The sequence below is a fragment of the Empedobacter sp. GD03865 genome, from assembly GCF_029840775.1.
Classification (GTDB): Bacteria; Bacteroidota; Bacteroidia; order Flavobacteriales; family Weeksellaceae; genus Empedobacter; species Empedobacter falsenii_B.
Map to the genome: position 1 here is coordinate 94,017 of NZ_JAOCDF010000003.1, position 17,018 is coordinate 111,034.

The following is a 17,018-nucleotide window of genomic DNA, read 5'->3' on the forward strand; positions in this document are numbered from 1 at the left end:
GTATTTTTTTTATTCAAAATCGTCTTCTGTGAATTCGAATTCTTCAAATGTACATTCTATTTCGAAAGGAATATCTTTTTCAGATTCTTCTACAAAATCTTGCACTTCACCTTTCCAATTCAAGGTCAAAATTCCTTTGTCGTTTACACTAAAAGTTAATTCGTTGTTTACCGTTTCGTAATCTTCTTCCGAAACATTCAACGTTGTATAATATACTTCCACAGTTTCACCTTCTTCGTCTTCTTCCTCGGCAAAACCGTAAGGAATAGAAACTTTTTTACCGTTTAATTCCTCCACAGATTCTACATCCAAAGGAAAATCATCAATAAATAAAGAAAGTTGAGGGAAATCGTTTTGTAACGAATCGCCTTCTACGTGTTCTAAGTCATCAGTCGAATGTATTTCGACCAACAAACATTTTTTATTTCCTTGAAAAACGACTTTGCATAACGATTTTTCAATATTATAATTAAATGTTTCATCCGGATGGAAGAACTTAATTGTTTTCATTGTTTTGTTAATGTATGTTATTAATTATGAGTACGAATATAATTAAGTTCAATTAATTATCACAAAAAAAATGAGAGAAATTATATTTTTTCGCCTCTAAACCAAAAAAGCCATCTATCTAAGATAAATGGCTTCTATTATTTTATGAATATTCAATTCGATTATTTTGCAGCTTCTTCAGTTGCAGCAGCTGGTTTAGCTGATAAATCTACTTGTAATAAAACTTCGTCTTTTACAATAGATCCTCCACCACCTGTGAAAACAATTCCGAAATCTTTACGGTTAATTCCGAATTCTTCAGATTTGATTGTAACACCATTCGCATCAACAGTTACGTTAGCTTTGAAAGTAACATTTTTAGGAACTCCACGGAAATCTAAGTTTCCAGAAATTTCTGAATTGTAATCTCCACCTTCTAAAGCTTTAACTCCTGTAATTTCGAAAGTTGCAGTTGGGAATTTTTCAACGTCTAAGAAATCAGCAGATTTTAAGTGTCCGTCTAATTTTCCTTTGCTTTCTGCATCAGCATCTAAATCTTTCGATTCGAAAGAAGCAAAATCAGCAACAAATTTCCCTGATTCTAAAACTCCGTCGTGTACTTTTACAGAACCTTCTTTTAATTTTACTACTCCGTAGTGACCTTCTTCTGGTTTGTTAATATCGTCAAAAGTTTTTCCACCTTTCCAATTTACAACAGATGCAGTTGTATCAACAGCATATTCTGCAGCTCCTTCAGTTGATGTTGCTCCTTCTTGAGCTTCAGTTGCAGCTTTAGTTTCAGTTTTTCCTCCACAAGAAGTTAATGCAACAGCAGAAACAACAGCCAATCCTAAGAATAATTTTTTCATATTGCTTTTTTTAATTTTTTCTTTTACAAAACTATAATATAAATTAATAGTTGATATTGATTTATATCAATAAATGAAATAATTAAACAATTATTTCATATTGAATAAATCTAATACCTTAGCCAAACATAAGAAAAATTATTCAATCGTGCTAAACGTAAAACAACTCAGTTATAATTATCCAGATTTCGAAGAAAAAGTACTCGATAACATCAATTTTGCAGTTAACAAAGGCGAAGTGGTAAGTATTATCGGAGAAAGTGGAAGTGGAAAATCAACTTTACTGAAATTGATTTATGGATTGTTGGATTTTAAAGAAGGAGAAATTTACTATCATACCAAAAAATTACGCGGACCTGCTTATAACTTGATTCCAGGTCATAAGATGATGAAATACGTAGCGCAAGATTATGATTTGTTAGATTTTGTAACGGTTGGTGAGAATGTCGGGAAATTTTTAAGTAATTTTGATTTAGAGCTTAAACAACAACAAATTGACGAAGCGTTAACGGTTGTTGAAATGTTAGAGTATAAACATATTTTTCCGAATAAGTTGAGTGGTGGTCAGCGACAGCGTGTGTCTATTGCACGAGCTTTGGCACAACAACCCGAAATTTTGTTGTTGGATGAACCTTTTTCTAATTTAGATCAAATATTAAAATTAACCATTCGAGAAAAAATTATGGATTGGTGTAAAGCGCATCAAATTACAGTGATTTTTACAACACATGATTTGAGTGATGCTTTTTATACTTCGGATAAAATTTTAGTTTTGCAAAACGGAAAAATGATTCAGTATGATGAGGTCGAGAATGTGCGAAATTTTCCTGCGACAACTTATGTGGCCAAACTTTTTGGTTATGTAAATGTGTTGGATGATTCACAAGATTTAGGAATTTATTCTTCTAAAATTGTCATTTATCCAGAAGAAATTACAATTTCTAAAAATGGAAAATTTGAAGGAAAAGTAATTTTATCAAAATTTCAGGGAAGAGATTATTTGGTAAGATTTACATTCAAAAACATTGAATTGTTGACTTATTCTTCTCAAAAATTAATGAAAGATGAGTTGATACATTTTGAAGTTATAAAATTTCATCAATTATGCATTTAGAAAGTTTACAAGTAACGGAATTGTGTAGCGAACGATTAATTTTGATGCCATTCACGATTTCCATTTGCGAAAATATATTACAAAATAATTATACCGATTTAGAGCAATTAAATTTGATTAGAGGAAAAGGTTGGCCAGATGCAGATGTAATCGAAACATTGCCTCGAATTATTGTGAACTTGTCTAAAGTTGATGCACCAACAGGTTTCGAATCGTGGATGATTATCAAGAAATCAACACGAGAAATAATTGGTGACATTGGTTTTAAAGGTTATAATTTTGTTGGAAGAAGTTGTGATATTGGTTATGGAATTATCGAAGCAGAAAGAAAGCAAGGTTTTGCAGTGGAAGCAGCTGCGGAATTGATAAATTGGGCATTTACAAAAGAAACTTTAGAAGAAGTAACCGCTTGTTGTTTGATAGAAAATATTGGTTCAACGAAACTTTTAACTAAACTAAATTTCACTGAATTGAATAGAGATTCAACTATGATTTATTGGTCGTTGTTGAGAGAAAATAAATTGAGTTAAAGAAAAGAATAGATTTTTCGATAAACTTGGAATGATAATCAGATATAAAAAAAGCGAAATTCAAATTATGAATTTCGCTTTTTTGTTTTTATTTATTCAACAAGAAATCTAAAACTTCTGCTGTAAAATCTTTCGGATTTTCGGCATGTAACCAATGTCCTGCATTTGCAATTTTCTTGATTTCCGCATTTGGAAAACGCTCCTTGATAATCATTTCATCTTCTGGCATAATGTAATTTGAATTTGCGCCACCCAAAAATAAAGTTGGACCATCAAATTCGCCTTTCAACAATTCAGAACCAATCATCTCTTGATAAAATTTATCCAAAATATCTAAATTGAATCGAAAAGCATATTTACCATTCTCGGCGTGGTAAACGTTTTTCAATAAAAATTGTCGCACACCAATTTCAGGAATATATTGTTCCAAAGTCGTTTCTACATCTTTTCGAGTTTCAACTTGATCAAAATTAACAGATTTCAACGCTTTGAAAATCGCATTATGATGAGGTTGATAAGCTTTTGGTGCCATATCAGCTACAATCAAATGATCTAATCTATTTTGATGAATCATCGCAAAATCAATCACAATTCTTCCGCCAAGCGAATGTCCCAACAAATGTGCTTTTTCAATAGAATTTGCATCCATATAATTCACGATATCTTGTGCCATCGCTGCTAAAGAAGAATCTTCGCTATGAAAACTACGTCCATGATTGCGTAAATCAATCAAATGTGTTGTAAAATATTCGCCAAAATGTTTTCCTAATGTGCTCCAATTATCCAATTGTCCAAACAATCCATGAAAAACCAATAAATGTTTTTCACCAGAGCCGACAATTTTGCTATGTAAGATTTCTGCCATTTTCTACAAATTTGCTAATTCAATTTTACGTAAATACGCTTGTATCGTATTTTCTAAACCTAAATATAGAGCTTCAGAAATTAACGCGTGACCAATAGAAACTTCGGCAATTGTTGGAATTTCGCGAATAAAATATTCAATATTATCTAAACTCAAATCGTGTCCAGCATTTACAGCCAATCCATTTTCGATTGCTAATTTTGCTGTTTCTTTGTAAGGAAGAATTGCGTCAAGATTTCCTAAACCGTATTGCGTCGCAAATTCTTCTGTGTACAACTCGATTCGATCAGCACCAGTTTTCGCAGCACTTTCAATTAAAGCAGGATTTGGATCTAAGAAAATAGAAGTTCTGATTCCAGCATCTTTAAACGTTTTAATCACATCTGTTAAATAATCAAAATGTTTGATTGTATCCCAACCAGCATTTGATGTAATCGCATCTTCTGCATCAGGAACCAAGGTAACTTGTTCTGGTTTTGAGTTTAAAACCAATTCCATAAAACTATCAATCGGTTTTCCTTCAATATTAAATTCAGTTGTTACAACAGGTTTCAAATCGTAGACATCTTGGTAACGAATATGACGTTCGTCTGGACGCGGATGAATCGTAATTCCTTGTCCTCCGAATTCCTGAATTTTGATTGCCGCTTCTACAAGATTTGGCGTATTTCCACCACGCGCATTACGAATTGTGGCAATTTTATTTATATTAACACTTAATTTAGTCATGATTTTATATTATAATTTTTTTATATCAGAAAGCGAAATGCTTTGCATAATTTCTAAGTCAAATTTACGACAAGCTGTTAGCAAATGATCGAAAATATCAGACTGAATTCTTTCAAACTCCAAATTGCTTGCCGAAGTTGTAAAACATCCAATTTCTATGGGCATTCCAAGCGGAGAAACAGGTAATTGTTTTACGATAATTGGATCATTTTGCGAAACTGTTTTCAAACTTTTTAAATAATGTTCAACATAAATTCTAAAAACACCAATATTGGTTAAGTTTTTACCATTAATATCTAAATCAGAATTTTCAATGTTTTGATTATAGATAGAGATTTCGTGACGTTTTTGTTGAATATAATGATGAATTAAAGTAATATTTTCGAAACGATTTAACATTTCTTCGTTACAAAACTGAAACGAATTTACATTAAACGAAACAGAACGTTTTATTTGACGTGTTCCAGTTGCCAACATCGCCATATGATTGGTTACCTGAGACGATACCAAATCTACAGTTGGAACCGTTGCAATAGATTTATCAAACTTCTCAATTTTTACTAAATTGATGTTAATTTCTTTTACTGTTCCTTCAATATCGCCTTTGGAAACGGTAATCCAATCGCCAACTTTTACAATTTTAGAATAGGAGATTTGCAAACCAGAAACAAATCCGAAAATTGCATCACGAAAAATCAATAAAACAGCTGCGGTTAAAGCTCCGAGAACGGTAATAATTGTGTTTTTATCAACCGTAAACAAAATCATTATTCCAGAAATAATCGCAAAAAACGTGATAATAAACTTCAACATTTGCCCAAAAGTTCGCACTCCAACTGTTGTATAACTATTTTCTTCGTTGTACACATCAATAATTGTATTGATAACTCGGAAAATAAGTTGCGTAAAAACGATTAATGAAATAAGTTGTGTAATGCGTTGAACAACATGAAAAATATTTCCTTCATTCTTGAATAAAATAACATTCATGCTTAATGCAAAACTGATTGGAATGAGATGAATAGCTGAAACAAAGACTTTGTTTTTGTACAAAAACTTCAACCAATCGTTTTCGGTGAAATTTTTCAGTTTTTTTAGAAGCGGAAGAATAATAGCTCTTAGCACAAAATCTATCACAAAAAGAATAGCTATCCAAGTAACAATTTCTAAAAAGGTAAAAAGATTTTCGGATAAATCAATTTTGAAATATTGATTGAAAAAAAATTTTACACCATCAGAAAATTCTTCATAAAAAGATTTATCTTGCATAAGCTGTGAATTGAGTTTAAATAGATTTGTTTGTGCAAAGTTACAGTTTTAAAAATACTAAAATAATGGATAACGATAGTATACTAAATCTTATTAGTGGAATTTTATTGGTTGTTGGTTTGGTCGGAACTGTTTTGCCAGTTTTACCAGGAGCACCTTTGGCATTGGTCGGATTATTGGTTTTCAAATTCAGTGGTGATTGTAGTTACAATTGGGGAACGATAATTATTGCAGGACTTTTTGTGTTATTAGGTGCGCTTTTAGATTATTTATTACCAGCTTACATGACCAAAAAATTAGGTGGAACCAAATACGGAATTTGGGGATCTATTATCGGATTAATCATCGGATTATTTTTTCCACCAATTGGTTTTATTGTAGGTCCTTTTCTGGGAGCATTATTAGGCGAATTAATTTTTACTGCGGCTTCGCCAAAAGTTGCATTAAAATCTGCTTTCGGATCTTTTGTAGGATTTATTTTAACAACAGGTTACGACATTATTTTAACGTTAATATTTATCGGAATATTTGTATATCAATTGATGAATTAATCAGATTAAATGGTTGAAATTAGGTCAATAAAAAAAAATGACCTATATTTGCAAAGAATTTAAAGGAATAAATGGAGGAGGGCTGGTTATAGCTCTCTTTTTCGTTGTATATGGATTCAAGTAAAGTAAAACAGCTGATAGACGAAGCAATTGCGGAAAATCCGTCATTGTTTCTTATCGATTGGAAAATCACTCCAGATGATAAAATTGTAATTTTAGCAGATGGAGACGAAGGTCTTTCAGTCGAAGAAATTGTAAGAATAAGCCGACATGTAGAGCATAATCTTGATAGAGAAGAATGTGACTTTGCATTAGAGGTTTCCTCTCCTGGTGTAGGAAGTAACCTAACCATGCCACGTCAATTTGCCAAAAATGTAGGAAGAACTTTAGAAGCTACATTAAGCGACAAAGTGATGGAAGGCGAAATTGTAGAAGCCGATGAAGAAGGTGTCACAATTTTTTGGGAAGCGCGCGAACCAAAACCTGTAGGAAAAGGAAAAATTACAGTAGAACACGAAGAAAAAATAAATTACGCTGACATCAAGAAAGCGATTATAAAAGTCACCTTTTAAAAAAATTAAAGTTTAATGGACAATCTTGCATTAATTGAATCTTTTGGAGATTTTAAAGACGATAAGAACATCGACCGTATTACGCTGATGGCAATCTTAGAAGAAACCCTGAAAAGTGTTTTGAAAAAGAAATATGGTACAGATGATAACTTTGATATTATTGTAAATCCTGATAAAGGAGACTTAGAGATTTGGCACAACCGTATTGTTGTAGAAGACGGTTTTTCAGAAGACGACGCAACAGATATCGAATTATCTGAAGCACGTAAAATTGAGCCAGATTTTGAAGTAGGTGAAGAAGTATCGGAAAAAATTCCGATCGAAGCATTAGGTCGTCGTGCGATTTTAACATTACGCCAAACATTGGTTTCTAAAGTAATGGAGCATGATAACTCTAATTTATACGAGAAATTTAAAGGTTTAATTGGAGAAGTAGTTTCGGGAGAAATCCACTATGTACGTCACAAACAAGTGATTATTATGGATGACGAACAAAACGAAATGATTTTACCAAAAGAAAATCAAATACCATCAGATTTTTTCAGAAAAGGAGATACATTACGTGCAGTTGTAGATGATGTAAAATTAAGAGGAGCAAAACCTCAAATTATTTTATCTAGAACATCACCAAAATTCTTAGAGAAATTATTTGAACAAGAAATTCCAGAAATTTTAGACGGATTAATTACAATCAAAAATGTAGTTCGTATCCCTGGAGACAAAGCAAAAGTTGCAGTAGAATCTTATGATGATCGTATCGATCCAGTAGGAGCTTGTGTCGGAATGAAAGGATCTCGAATCCATTCAATTGTACGCGAATTACGTAACGAGAATATCGACGTAATTAACTACACAAATAACATGAGTTTGTTTATTCAACGTGCTTTAAGCCCAGCTAAAATTTCGAATATCGAAATTAATGAAGAAGAAAACAAAGCCTTAGTTTACGTAAATGCAGACGAAGTTTCGAAAGCAATTGGTAAAGGAGGTTACAATGTTCGTTTAGCTTCTAAATTAGTTGGAATGGAAATTGATATTTTCAGAGAAGGAGCCCAAGACGAAGACGTAGAATTATCAGAATTCTCAGACGAAATCGATGCGTGGGTAATCGATGCATTTAGTGCTATCGGGTTAGATACTGCCAAAAGTATTTTAGAACAAGATGTTGATGATTTAATCAAACGTACGGATTTAGAAGAAGAGACGATCTTAGACGTAATCCGTGTGTTAAAAGAAGAGTTTGAAGATTAATTCATACTCAAGTCATAAACAATTCATACATTTGCAAACATTAAAATAAGAGATTAGCTTCATATGTCGGAAACAATAAGATTAAGTAAAGTATTAAAAGAATTAAATATATCAATAGATAGAGCTGTTGATTTTTTAGAAGGGAAGGGTACAACAGTAGAAAAAAATCCGAACTCTAAAATCGATGTGCCAACTTACGATATTTTAGTTAATGAGTTCCGATCTGATGCTAAACAAAAGCAAGCTTCCGGTGAAGTAGTCATTAACAAAATTTCAGATATCAAAGCCGCTGAGAAAAAAGAAGCAGAAGCAAAAGCTGCAACTGAAAAACCAGTAGAAAAGAAACCTGAAATCATTGAAACGACGAAAGTTGAATTGGAAGGACCAAAGACTGTTGGAAAAATAGACTTAGATGCTTTGAAACCTAAAGCCAAAGTAGAAAAAACTGCGGTAAAAGAAGAGGTGAAGAAAGAAGAAATCAAGAAAGAGGAAGCTCCAAAAGCTGAACCAAAAACTGAATCAAAAGAGGAACCGAAAGGACCGAAAGTGATAAAAGTTATTGATCTTGATAAAATAAATAATACAGGTAAACCTAAAAAGCAAGATTCTCCAGCTCCTAAAAAAGAGCAAGCAGAACCTAAAAAGGCGGAAGCACCGAAGGCGGAAGTTAAAAAAGAGGTGAAGAAAGAAGAACCTAAAAAGGTGGAAGAGGTTAAAAAGCCTGAAATAAAAACGGAAGCGAAGCCTGAAGTGAAGAAAGAAGAAATTGAAGAAGTAGCAGCAGTTGAACCTCAAAAAATTGAAACTGTCTACACAAAATTAGATGGACCTAATTTTACAGGTGCAAAGATTGACTTATCTAAATTTGATAAGAAAAAAACTGACGATAAAAAAGGGAATCAAAAAGGTGCTAATAACGCTGCTGACAAGAAAAAGCGCAAACGTATCCAGAAAAACGTTAAACCAGAAGATGTAACAAAAGCTGGAGAAAACGGAGGAAACAATAATAATCGTCAAGGTGGTAACAACAACCACGGAGGAAATAATAATAACCGCCAAGGTGGTAATAACAACCATGGAGGAGGAAATAATAACAACCGTCAAGGAGGTCAAGGACAAGGAGGAAATCGCCCAGGAGGTCAAGGTGGAAATCGTCAAGGTGGTGGAAACTTTAGAGGTGGAAACAACCGTGGACCAAGAGTTCCTCAAGTAGAACTTTCTGACGAAGATGTTAAAAAACAAATTAAAGACACTTTAGATAAACTTACTAACAAAGGAAAAGGATCTAAAGGGGCTAAACACAGAAGAGACAAACGTAAAGAACGTCGTGAGTTTGCTGAGCAAGAGCAAGAAGCAATAGACATGGACAAAACTTTACATGTAACAGAATTTGTAACGGTTAACGAATTAGCTTCGTTAATGGATGTTTCTGTTACAGAAGTTATCTCTGCATGTATGTCATTGGGAATCATGGTTACCATGAACCAACGTCTTGAAGCGGATACAATTCAATTAGTTGCAGATGATTTCGGATTCGAAGCAGTATTTGCTAATGCTGAAGAAGAAATCTCAACTGAAGAAGAAGAAATCGATAACGAAGAAGATTTAGTAACTCGTGCGCCAATTGTAACTGTAATGGGACACGTTGACCATGGTAAAACATCTTTATTAGATTATATTCGTAAAGCAAACGTAATTGCTGGTGAGTCTGGAGGTATTACACAACACATTGGTGCGTATAACGTAACATTGCCAAGTGGTAAGCGTGTAGCGTTCTTAGATACACCAGGTCACGAGGCCTTTACAGCGATGCGTGCTCGTGGTGCTCAAGTAACGGATATTGCAATTATTGTAATTGCGGCCGATGACCAAATCATGCCACAAACACGTGAAGCAATTTCTCACGCTCAAGCAGCTGGAGTACCAATGGTATTCGCTATCAATAAGGTTGATAAACCAGCAGCTAACCCAGAAAAAGTAAAAGAGCAATTAGCTCAAATGAACTTATTAGTTGAAGACTGGGGTGGTACTTACCAATCTCAAGAAATCTCGGCTAAATCTGGTTTAGGAGTAGAAGATTTATTAGAAAAAGTATTATTAGAAGCTGAGGTATTAGACCTTAAAGCGAATCCAAAACGTAAAGCATCTGGTACAGTTGTAGAAGCTGCATTAGATAAAGGACGTGGATATGTTTCGACAATTATTGTACAAACAGGTACATTACACATCGGAGATTATGTATTAGCAGGATCTCACCATGGTAAAGTTCGTGCAATGTTAGATGAGCGTGGTAACAATATCAAAGTTGCTGGACCATCAACACCAGTTACGATATTAGGATTAGCGGGTGCGCCAACAGCAGGTGATAAGTTCAAAGTTTACGAAGATGAACGCGAAGCGAAACAAATTGCAACTCGTAGAGATCAATTACAACGTGAGCAAACTATTCGTACACAAAAACATATTACACTTGATGAGATTGGACGTCGTATTGCTTTAGGAGACTTCAAAGAGTTGAATATTATCTTGAAAGGGGACGTGGATGGTTCTGTAGAAGCATTGACAGACTCTTTACAAAAACTTTCGACAGAAGAAATTATTGTTAACATCTTACACAAAGGAGTTGGACAAATTACAGAATCTGACGTATTATTAGCTTCTGCTTCAGATGCGATTATTATTGGATTTAATGTTCGTCCTGGTGGATCTGCTCGTGATATTGCAGAAAAAGAAGAAGTTGAAATTAGAACATACTCAATTATCTATGCTGCGATCGAAGAGATCAAAGAAGCGATGGAAGGAATGTTATCTCCAGAGTTGAAAGAGCAAGTAACAGGTAATATTGAGGTTCGTGAAACATTCAAAGTAACGAAAGTTGGTACTATTGCCGGATGTATGGTCTTAGACGGTAAAGTTTATAGAAACTCTAGTATTCGTATCATTCGTGATGGAGTTGTGATTCACGATGGTGAATTAGCTTCATTGAAACGTTTCAAAGATGATGTGAAAGAAGTTAGTAAAGGTTACGAATGTGGTCTTAACATCAAAAACTTCAACGACATTCAAGTAGGTGACATTATCGAAGCTTACGAAACTGTAGAGGTTAAAAAGAAATTGAAATAATCAATTCTCAACAAATATTTTAAAAAGGAGCTCAATTTGAGCTCCTTTTTTTATGAAATTTTATTTAATAAAAATCAATACTCTACTTATTATATAGAATTATATTCTGTTATTAATCTTATTTTTAGAATAGAATCTCTATTTAACATTAATTTAAAGTTTTATTTTATTTAAAAACGACTTGTTTTATATTCTATAAAGTCTATAAATTTGCTAGACTTTTAAAATTGTAAATATGAACAAGAAATTATACTCACTCAAAAAAATATTTTTTCTAACTGCTCTTTTCGGCGGAACATTTTTATTCGCCCAAACTAAAGTCACAGGTACGGTTGAAGATGTAAATGGACCAATCGATCAAGCAACGGTTAATGTAAAAGGAACAAATATTACGACGACAACAGATGCAGATGGTTTATATCAATTAACGTTAGAGCCTGGAAAGTATGAAATTATTGTTTCAAAAATAGGTGAGCCAACAACGACGCAAACGATTAATGTGCTTGATGAAAATGAAGTTTCTTTAGATTTCTTTTTACAATCAATTCGGATACTGATCTTAGCGAAGTCGTTTTGATTGGTTCACGTGCAGTTGGACGTACACAATTAGATTCTTCAACACCAGTTGATGTGATAGATATTAAAGAGGTGACAAAAGATGTAGGACAAGTTTCGTTGAATCAAATCTTAAATTATGTTGCGCCATCTTTTAGCTCGAATACGCAAGTTATTTCTGACGGAACAGATCATATAGATCCTGCTTCTTTGCGCGGTTTAGGACCAGATCAAGTATTGGTTTTGATTAACGGAAAACGTCGTCATACAACATCATTGGTTAATATTAATGGTTCGTTTGGTAAAGGTTCTGTCGGTACAGATTTGAATGCAATACCAACTTCTGCAATTAAACGAATTGAAATTCTTCGAGATGGAGCCGCGGCTCAATATGGTTCTGATGCGATTGCAGGTGTGATTAATATTGTCTTGGAAGATTCGACAGATAAACTACGTGCGTCAATTTCGTATGGAGGAAATCTTTCGAGAAATGCAGAAGATAATTTTGATGGTGAAACTTTTCAAGCGAATGTAAATTATGGTGTAAAAGTGGGTGAAAAAGGAGGATTTGTAAATGTTGCAGGTTCTTACGACAAGCGTCAACCATTCAATCGTCAAAAAGAATTTACAGGAACAATTTTTTCTGATTATAATCGACCAGATTTATACCCAAATCCAACTGGAAAAGATATTACAGAGGAAGAATTAGCCCGTCGTGGAGAAACGCGTGCTGATTATGTTTCGCGCATTGGACAATCAAAAAATGAAGGAGGAGCAATTTTTATAAACTCACTTTTTCCAGTTTCAGATAAAACCGAAATTTATGCATTTGGAGGATTAAATTATCGTTTGGGTGAATCGGCGGCTTTTCGTCGTCAGCCTGCTCAGTTACATCAAACAGTAGCGTCAATTTATCCAAATGGATTTTTACCATTAATTCAAACTAATAATTACGATCGCTCTTTAGCAGCGGGAATTCGTAGTGAAATTAACGGTTGGAAAGTTGATTTTTCAAACACATACGGAAATAATACCATCGATTTTGGAGTCAAAAATACAGTTAACGCATCGATGAAAGAATCTTCGCCAACATCTTTTGAAGCTGGTGGATATCGTTTTACGCAGAATACAACAAACCTAGATTTTACGCGTTTTTTTGATGATGTTTTAGCTGGAATTAATGTCGCGTTTGGTGCAGAATTTCGTTATGAGAATTATCAAATTGTAGGAGGTGAAGAATCATCTTATGCGAATTATGGTAAAGTTCGTCAAATTGGCGTAGACGGAAATGGAAAGCCAGTTTATGTACAAGATTTTAACGGAAATATCAATACTTTATTTGCTGCAAATGGTACTGCTTTAGCAGGCGGAGCGCAAGCTTTTCCTGGATTTTTACCAGCGAATGAAGTCAATGCAAATCGTCATTCTGTTGCGGGGTATTTAGATACTGAATTCAATTTTACGAAAGATTTCTTAGTAGCTGCTGCGTTACGTTACGAAGATTATTCAGATTTGGATCAACGTTAAATGGAAAAATTTCGACTCGATACAAATTAGGAAACTATGTGTTGAGAGCCGCTGCAAGTACAGGATTTAGAGCACCATCTTAGCATCAATTATATTTTAGCGCAACTTCAAGTTTATTCTTAGATGGAGCAATTTCTAATTCAGAAACTTTTACAAATGATAGTCGTGCTGCAAAATTATTAGGAATTCCACAATTGAACGAAGAAAAATCGAAATCAGTTTCGGCTGGAGCAACGGCAAATTGGGGAAAATTCAAATTGAGTGTTGATGGATATTTTATCAGAATTGATGACCGAATCATTTACACAGGATCTTTCACAGGAAGCAATGCAGCAAATGCATCAGCTCAAGACAAAGAGATTTACGAATTATTGCAACAAGCAAATGCAACTTCGGCTCGTTTCTTCGCAAATGCAATTGATACCGAAACCAAAGGAATAGATGTAGTTTTGACGTATCAAGATCGTTTGGGAGCAGGAAAATTACGTGGAGATTTATCGGCGACTTTTAGCAAGACAAATGTTGTGGGTGATGTACATGCTTCCGATTTATTGAAAGGAAAAGAGTCTACTTATTTTGATCGTTCAAGTCGTATTTATTTAGAATCGGCTATACCTCGTACAAAAATTAATTTATCCATGAATTATTCATTGGATAAATGGAATGTTTACTTAAGAAACGTGTATTTTGGAGAAGTTGATGCAGCGACAAATACGGTGGCCGATTCGCAAACATTTAGCGGAAAAGTTGTAACAGATTTGAGTTTTGGTTATGCTTTCAACAAAAATATTTCGTTAACAATAGGAGCAAATAATTTGTTTGATATCTATCCTGATGAAACGAAAATTGGAGGAAATAGAGGAGCAGGATATTTTGTGTATTCACGTACTGGACAACAATTCGGAACAGGAGGACGCTTTGCTTTCGCTCGTTTATCATTAAGTTTATAATTTAAATAGTTTATATGTTTTACCAAATCTTTGTCGTAATTGATGAAGGTTTGGTATTTTTGTTTAAATCGATTTTATGAAAAAAATATCATTTATTATAGTTTCATTCTTCGCGATTATTCAGTTGAATGCGCAAGAATCTTACAAAAATGGAGCTGTTGTAACAGCTCATCCCGAAGCTTCAAAAGTTGGAGTTGAAATTCTAAAAAAAGGTGGAAATGCGATTGACGCTTCTATTGCAGTTCAGTTTGCGTTGGCGGTTGTTTATCCAAATGCAGGAAATATTGGTGGCGGTGGATTTTTGGTTTATCGTGATTCAAAAGGAAAGACCGATGCGTTAGATTATCGTGAAAAAGCACCTTTGAAAGCGAGTGAAGATATGTATTGGGACAAAAATGGAAATGCAATTACTGATCTTAGTTTGTATGGACAATTTGCTGCAGGAGTACCCGGAACAGTCGATGGAATGGTGAAAGCGCATGAAAAATATGGGAAATTAAATTGGAAAGAATTAGTTCAGCCAGCTATTAATTTAGCTCAAAAAGGATTTAAAATAACAAAACAACAAGCGAGCGAACTGACAAATAAGCATAATGATTTTGTAAAATATAATTCAAAAACGAATGCTTTAACGTCTAAATCATCTTGGAAAGAAGGAGATTTGTTGGTTCAAAAAGATTTAGCAAATACATTAAAATTAATTCAACAAAAAGGTCGTGCTGGTTTTTATGAAGGAAAAACGGCTGATTTAATAGTGAAAGAAATGAAACGCGGAAACGGAATTATTTCGCACGAAGATTTAAAACAATATCAATCGGTTTGGAGAACGCCAGTTTCGGGAAATTATAAAGGTCTTAAAGTAATTTCGATGCCGCCGCCTTCAAGTGGAGGAATTGCATTGGTTTCGTTATTTCAATCAATCGAAGATTATCCAATCAACAAATGGGGATTTCAAGCAGATTCTACAATTCAAGTGATGGTAGAAGCAGAGCGTCGCGTTTATGCTGATCGCGCAGAGCATTTAGGTGATCCAGATTTTATAAAAGTTCCGCAAAAACAATTGTTGGATAAAAGTTATAATGTAAATCGAATGAAAGATTTTTCGTTTGATAAAGCAACACCAAGTTCAGCAATTAAAGCGGGAGAAATAATTGGTAAAGAGTCAATGGAAACAACGCATTATGTAATTGTTGACAAAGATGGAAATGCGGCTTCTGTAACGACTACTTTGAATAATTCCTATGGATCTTTGGTTGTAGTAGAAGGTGCAGGATTTTTGTTGAATGATGAAATGGATGATTTTTCTGTAAAACCAGGTACACCAAATTTATATGGTTTAGTTGGAGGAAAAGCTAATGCGATTGAACCTTCGAAAAGAATGTTAAGTTCGATGACGCCTTCTATTTTAGAGAAAGATGGTAAATTGTTTATGGTTGTGGGAACGCCAGGTGGCTCTACAATTATAACGTCAGTTTTTCAAGCCATCTTGAATGTTGTTGATTTCGGAATGACGATGCAAGAAGCTGTTGCAGCACCAAGATTTCATCATCAATGGTTGCCAGACCAGATCGATTATGAACCAAATGCGATATCAGAAAATGTTCGCGAAACGTTAAAACAAAAAGGTTATAAGTTGAAAGAACGTAAACCTTATGGACGTGTAGAAGGAATTTTGGTAAACAAGGATGGAACGTATCAAGCTGGAGCAGATCCGCGAGGAGATGATAAGGCAGTAGGGTATTAAAAAAGTTAGATAAACAAAAAGGCTATTCAATTGAATAGCCTTTTTAATATTATAAATAATTATTTTACCAACCTTTTATAGCTCCACCTTTGAATACTTCGTCTGCTTTTTTAACAACTTGTTCAGATTGGTATGCTTGTACAAATTTCTTCACTTTTTCATCGTTTTTGTTGTCTTCACGACTCACAATGATATTGACATAAGGCGATTCTTTATCCTCTGTAAAAATTCCTTGTTTTTTAGCATCTAAACCAGCTTGTCCTGCAAAATTATTATTAATAACAGAAATCGCTACTTTTTCATCATCTAAAACACGAGGTAATTGGGGAGCTTCTAATTCTAAAATCTCTAATTTTTTAGGATTAGAAACAATATCAGTTAATTTAGGAAATAAACCCACACCATCTTTCAATTTAATTAAACCTATTTTTTGTAACAACAATAAAGATCGACCTCCATTAGCTGGATCATTCGGAATAGCAATTGTATTACCTTCTTTTAATTCATTTATAGATTTTATTTTTTTAGAATATCCAACGATTGGGTATAAAAATGTATTTCCAATAGGTTCTAATTTGTAACCACGTTGTTTTTCTTGTTCTTCTAAAAATGGAACTGTTTGGTAAGCATTAACATCTAAATCACCTTGATTCAACGCTTCATTCGGAATAATATAATCATTGAAAGTAATCAATTCTACTTCCAAATTGTATTTTTCTTTTGCAACTTGTTTTGCAATTTGAGCAACCTCAAATTCAGGTCCAGTCATTACACCAACATTTATTGTATTTGCATCAGTTTTAGATTCTCCACATGATGTTAAAGCAAGTGCTGATAGTGTTGTAAGAAGTATATTTTTAATTAACTTTTTCATTGTTTA

At 33.8% G+C, this 17,018-nt stretch carries 16 protein-coding genes; 10 read left to right on the plus strand and 6 right to left on the minus strand.

The window, feature by feature from the left end; genetic code table 11:
* Window positions 1-9: 9 nt before the first annotated feature.
* Together N5D46_RS02130 and N5D46_RS02135 are read right to left on the minus strand one after the other, a co-directional pair.
* Window positions 10-510: a hypothetical protein gene (locus tag N5D46_RS02130; protein WP_038335039.1), complete on the minus strand. Its 501-nt coding sequence runs from the start codon at window positions 508-510 to the stop codon at window positions 10-12.
* A 161-nt stretch (window positions 511-671) separates the two neighbouring features.
* Complete coding sequence (locus N5D46_RS02135) at window positions 672-1,358, minus strand: YceI family protein (RefSeq protein ID WP_038335041.1); 687 nt, start codon at window positions 1,356-1,358, stop codon at window positions 672-674.
* Window positions 1,359-1,458: 100 nt separating this feature from the next.
* Here N5D46_RS02135 and N5D46_RS02140 point away from each other — a divergent pair, with 100 nt between their 5' ends.
* Window positions 1,459-2,472 carry an ABC transporter ATP-binding protein gene (locus N5D46_RS02140; protein ID WP_280049061.1) on the plus strand — a complete coding sequence of 338 codons (1,014 nt, stop codon included), beginning with the start codon at window positions 1,459-1,461 and terminating at the stop codon, window positions 2,470-2,472.
* The gene (locus tag N5D46_RS02145; protein ID WP_125350502.1) at window positions 2,463-3,002 is read left to right on the plus strand and encodes a GNAT family N-acetyltransferase; all 540 of its coding nucleotides are present in this window, start codon (window positions 2,463-2,465) and stop codon (window positions 3,000-3,002) included. Before N5D46_RS02140 ends, N5D46_RS02145 begins: the two co-directional genes overlap by 10 nt.
* An 88-nt stretch (window positions 3,003-3,090) precedes the next feature.
* Here N5D46_RS02145 and N5D46_RS02150 read toward each other — a convergent pair whose 3' ends face one another.
* The 3 genes from N5D46_RS02150 to N5D46_RS02160 are packed head-to-tail and all read right to left on the minus strand — an operon-like array spanning window position 3,091 to window position 5,865.
* The gene (locus tag N5D46_RS02150; RefSeq protein WP_280049062.1) at window positions 3,091-3,867 is read right to left on the minus strand and encodes an alpha/beta fold hydrolase; all 777 of its coding nucleotides are present in this window, start codon (window positions 3,865-3,867) and stop codon (window positions 3,091-3,093) included.
* Window positions 3,868-3,870: 3 nt separating this feature from the next.
* Window positions 3,871-4,596: a pyridoxine 5'-phosphate synthase gene (locus N5D46_RS02155; RefSeq protein WP_125350500.1), complete on the minus strand. Its 726-nt coding sequence runs from the start codon at window positions 4,594-4,596 to the stop codon at window positions 3,871-3,873.
* A gap of 9 nt (window positions 4,597-4,605) precedes the next feature.
* Entirely contained in the window at window positions 4,606-5,865 is a 1,260-nt protein-coding gene (locus N5D46_RS02160) for a mechanosensitive ion channel domain-containing protein (protein ID WP_280049063.1), read from the minus strand.
* 65 nt (window positions 5,866-5,930) lie between these two features.
* Between N5D46_RS02160 and N5D46_RS02165 the strand changes: the two genes are divergently transcribed.
* From N5D46_RS02165 to ggt, 8 genes are all read left to right on the plus strand, one after another.
* Window positions 5,931-6,416: a DUF456 domain-containing protein gene (locus tag N5D46_RS02165; protein WP_125350498.1), complete on the plus strand. Its 486-nt coding sequence runs from the start codon at window positions 5,931-5,933 to the stop codon at window positions 6,414-6,416.
* 110 nt (window positions 6,417-6,526) lie between these two features.
* On the plus strand, window positions 6,527-6,988 hold the full coding sequence (gene rimP, locus N5D46_RS02170; protein WP_219033837.1) for a ribosome assembly cofactor RimP: 462 nt from the start codon (window positions 6,527-6,529) through the stop codon (window positions 6,986-6,988).
* Between the two features lie 15 nt (window positions 6,989-7,003).
* The gene (gene nusA / locus N5D46_RS02175) at window positions 7,004-8,239 is read left to right on the plus strand and encodes a transcription termination factor NusA (protein WP_280037281.1); all 1,236 of its coding nucleotides are present in this window, start codon (window positions 7,004-7,006) and stop codon (window positions 8,237-8,239) included.
* Window positions 8,240-8,302: 63 nt separating this feature from the next.
* Window positions 8,303-11,362 carry a translation initiation factor IF-2 gene (gene infB / locus N5D46_RS02180; RefSeq protein ID WP_280037279.1) on the plus strand — a complete coding sequence of 1,020 codons (3,060 nt, stop codon included), beginning with the start codon at window positions 8,303-8,305 and terminating at the stop codon, window positions 11,360-11,362.
* Window positions 11,363-11,597: 235 nt separating this feature from the next.
* Window positions 11,598-11,939, plus strand: coding sequence for a carboxypeptidase regulatory-like domain-containing protein (locus N5D46_RS02185; RefSeq protein WP_280049064.1), 342 nt, complete (start codon window positions 11,598-11,600; stop codon window positions 11,937-11,939).
* Window positions 11,936-13,444 (plus strand): TonB-dependent receptor plug domain-containing protein, encoded by a 1,509-nt coding sequence (locus N5D46_RS02190; protein ID WP_280049065.1) that lies wholly within the window; start codon window positions 11,936-11,938, stop codon window positions 13,442-13,444. The genes N5D46_RS02185 and N5D46_RS02190 overlap by 4 nt, the downstream gene beginning before the upstream one ends.
* 194 nt (window positions 13,445-13,638) lie before the next feature.
* On the plus strand, window positions 13,639-14,394 hold the full coding sequence (locus tag N5D46_RS02195; RefSeq protein WP_280049067.1) for a TonB-dependent receptor: 756 nt from the start codon (window positions 13,639-13,641) through the stop codon (window positions 14,392-14,394).
* 76 nt (window positions 14,395-14,470) lie between these two features.
* Window positions 14,471-16,138, plus strand: coding sequence for a gamma-glutamyltransferase (ggt, locus tag N5D46_RS02200; RefSeq protein ID WP_280049068.1), 1,668 nt, complete (start codon window positions 14,471-14,473; stop codon window positions 16,136-16,138).
* Between the two features lie 64 nt (window positions 16,139-16,202).
* Here ggt and metQ read toward each other — a convergent pair whose 3' ends face one another.
* Window positions 16,203-17,012, minus strand: coding sequence for a methionine ABC transporter substrate-binding lipoprotein MetQ (gene metQ / locus N5D46_RS02205; protein WP_280037274.1), 810 nt, complete (start codon window positions 17,010-17,012; stop codon window positions 16,203-16,205).
* Window positions 17,013-17,018 lie beyond the last annotated feature (6 nt).

Bases quoted from the DNA above. Each gene is read 5' to 3' on its own strand.
- N5D46_RS02130 (WP_038335039.1), bottom strand. From the start codon at position 510: ATGAAAACAATTAAGTTCTTCCATCCGGATGAAACATTTAATTATAAT.
- N5D46_RS02135 (WP_038335041.1), bottom strand. From the start codon at position 1,358: ATGAAAAAATTATTCTTAGGATTGGCTGTTGTTTCTGCTGTTGCATTA.
- N5D46_RS02145 (WP_125350502.1), top strand. From the start codon at position 2,463: ATGCATTTAGAAAGTTTACAAGTAACGGAATTGTGTAGCGAACGATTA.
- N5D46_RS02150 (WP_280049062.1), bottom strand. From the start codon at position 3,867: ATGGCAGAAATCTTACATAGCAAAATTGTCGGCTCTGGTGAAAAACAT.
- N5D46_RS02155 (WP_125350500.1), bottom strand. From the start codon at position 4,596: ATGACTAAATTAAGTGTTAATATAAATAAAATTGCCACAATTCGTAAT.
- N5D46_RS02160 (WP_280049063.1), bottom strand. From the start codon at position 5,865: ATGCAAGATAAATCTTTTTATGAAGAATTTTCTGATGGTGTAAAATTT.
- N5D46_RS02165 (WP_125350498.1), top strand. From the start codon at position 5,931: ATGGATAACGATAGTATACTAAATCTTATTAGTGGAATTTTATTGGTT.
- rimP (WP_219033837.1), top strand. From the start codon at position 6,527: ATGGATTCAAGTAAAGTAAAACAGCTGATAGACGAAGCAATTGCGGAA.
- nusA (WP_280037281.1), top strand. From the start codon at position 7,004: ATGGACAATCTTGCATTAATTGAATCTTTTGGAGATTTTAAAGACGAT.
- infB (WP_280037279.1), top strand. From the start codon at position 8,303: ATGTCGGAAACAATAAGATTAAGTAAAGTATTAAAAGAATTAAATATA.
- N5D46_RS02185 (WP_280049064.1), top strand. From the start codon at position 11,598: ATGAACAAGAAATTATACTCACTCAAAAAAATATTTTTTCTAACTGCT.
- ggt (WP_280049068.1), top strand. From the start codon at position 14,471: ATGAAAAAAATATCATTTATTATAGTTTCATTCTTCGCGATTATTCAG.
- metQ (WP_280037274.1), bottom strand. From the start codon at position 17,012: ATGAAAAAGTTAATTAAAAATATACTTCTTACAACACTATCAGCACTT.